This is a genomic window from Ectothiorhodospira lacustris (genome assembly GCF_022227845.1).
Lineage (GTDB): Bacteria > Pseudomonadota > Gammaproteobacteria > Ectothiorhodospirales > Ectothiorhodospiraceae > Ectothiorhodospira > Ectothiorhodospira lacustris.
In genome coordinates this window covers 1-1,919 of sequence record NZ_JAJNQN010000037.1, presented here as the reverse complement: position 1 = coordinate 1,919, position 1,919 = coordinate 1, and the positions used below count along the sequence as shown (strand labels likewise).

Genomic DNA, 1,919 nt, shown 5'->3' with positions numbered 1-1,919 from the left:
GTGTGCCGCGAAGGCGCACTAGAGGACGACAGTCCTCCGTGCAGCTGTGCTGCACAAGAGATGAGGGAAGGCCCCTCGGAGTCGCTGTGCAGGCGGGGGCTCCAAACCACCCACTGCTGCTGCCTTTAAGAGAGGTGGTGGTGAGCGAGCTGGGAAAAGGCGGGGCAAGACCCTGTCAGGTATGGACCGTGGAGTCGAACGCGAGTGAACCGCTGATGAGGTGTCGAAAGCGTAGGGACGACGTCAAAACCGGGACCAGTCGTTATCCCGGGACAAGTCTGGGGGGCGACCTGCTAACTGCCCAGGCGGCGTCCGGCATGAAGGCGGCGAGAATGCGGTCCAGGCTCTTGTGCGGAACGCGGGAACCTGTCACCCCGATGTCAAGGGAGAAACGCAAGAGGAAGCCCCTCAAGCGTGAGAGTACCGATGCGGGGTACAGGGGCGGAGTCACCCGTAGTAGTGATGAACGTCCTGTAATGGGGCGGGAGCGAAGGGGTGGCCCTATCCAGCCTGGGACGTGGGAGCAACCAGCGATGGGAGGACTCTCATGAACCAGGCAAAGCCGTTTCCCATTACCAAACGTCAGGTGTGGGAAGCCTACAAACGAGTGAAGGCAAACCAGGGAGGGGCGGGTGTTGATGACCAGTCGCTGAAGGAGTTCGAAGAGTGTTTGCAAGACAACCTCTACAAGCTCTGGAACCGGCTGGCATCCGGGAGCTACATGCCCCCGCCGGTCAAGCAGGTGGAGATTCCTAAGTCAGACGGTGGAGTCAGGCCGCTGGGGATCCCTACTGTCGCGGACCGGATCGCCCAGACGGTGGTCAAGCAGGCACTGGAACCGGAATTAGAAACGCATTTCCATTCCGACTCCTACGGGTACCGACCGGGCAAATCAGCCCACCAGGCTATCGGGCAGGCGCGTAAGCGCTGCTGGCGCAATGACTGGGTCGTGGACCTGGATATCAAGGGTTTCTTCGACAACATCCCGCAGGATCTGTTGATGCGGGCCGTGCGTCACCATGCCCGGGAGAACTGGGTACGGCTGTATGTCCAGAGGTGGTTGCAGGCCCCGGTGCAGTTGCCGGACGGCAGCATACAGGAGCGAACGAAGGGCACCCCGCAAGGGGGTGTGGTCAGTCCGGTGCTGGCAAATCTGTTCCTGCACTACACCTTCGACGCGTGGATGCTACGGAATTTCCCCGGCATCCCGTTCGAGCGATACGCGGATGATGGTGTCTGCCATTGTCGGTCGAAGGCACAGGCCGAGTATCTGCGGAACGCACTTGAACGCCGCTTCGCGGAATGCGGATTGGAACTTCACCCGCAGAAGACCCGCATTGTCTACTGTAAGGACGATGATCGGCGTCAGGAGTATCCCGTGACGTCCTTCGATTTTCTGGGGTACACCTTTCGCCCGAGGCGGTCGAAGAACCGATTCGGCAAGTACTTCGTGAACTTCAGTCCGGCGGTCAGCAACAAGGCCGCTAAGGCGATTCGCCAGGAAGTCCGGGGTTGGAAACTGCCGCTACGCAGTGACAAAGCTCTGGGCGATCTGGCGGCGATGTTCAATGCCAAGATCCGTGGCTGGCTGAACTACTACGGTGCTTTCTATAAGTCGGCGTTATACCCGACCCTTCAGCACATTGACCGGAAACTCGCTTTGTGGGCCACTCGCAAGTTCAAGCGTTTGAGACGCCATCGACGGCGAGCGGCCCATTGGTTGCTGCGCGTTGTGCGTCGACAGCCCTGGCTGTTCGCACACTGGCGTCTGTTGCATGGAACGGCTGGATAGGAGGAGCCGTATGAGCGGAGACGTTCACGTACGGTTCTGTGAGCGCCTCGGGGGGTGGTTCCCCGGGGCGACTCGACTCGTGTGTGCTTTCCAGTACCGGGCGGATGCACAGCGGTTCTATCGAGCT

1 protein-coding gene is annotated in these 1,919 nt (G+C 60.3%); it reads left to right on the top strand.

What is annotated here, in order from left to right; translation table 11 throughout:
- The first annotated feature begins 547 nt into the window (after window positions 1-547).
- On the top strand, window positions 548-1,792 hold the full coding sequence (gene ltrA, locus LQ956_RS14795) for a group II intron reverse transcriptase/maturase (protein WP_238630326.1): 1,245 nt from the start codon (window positions 548-550) through the stop codon (window positions 1,790-1,792).
- Window positions 1,793-1,919: the final 127 nt, after the last annotated feature.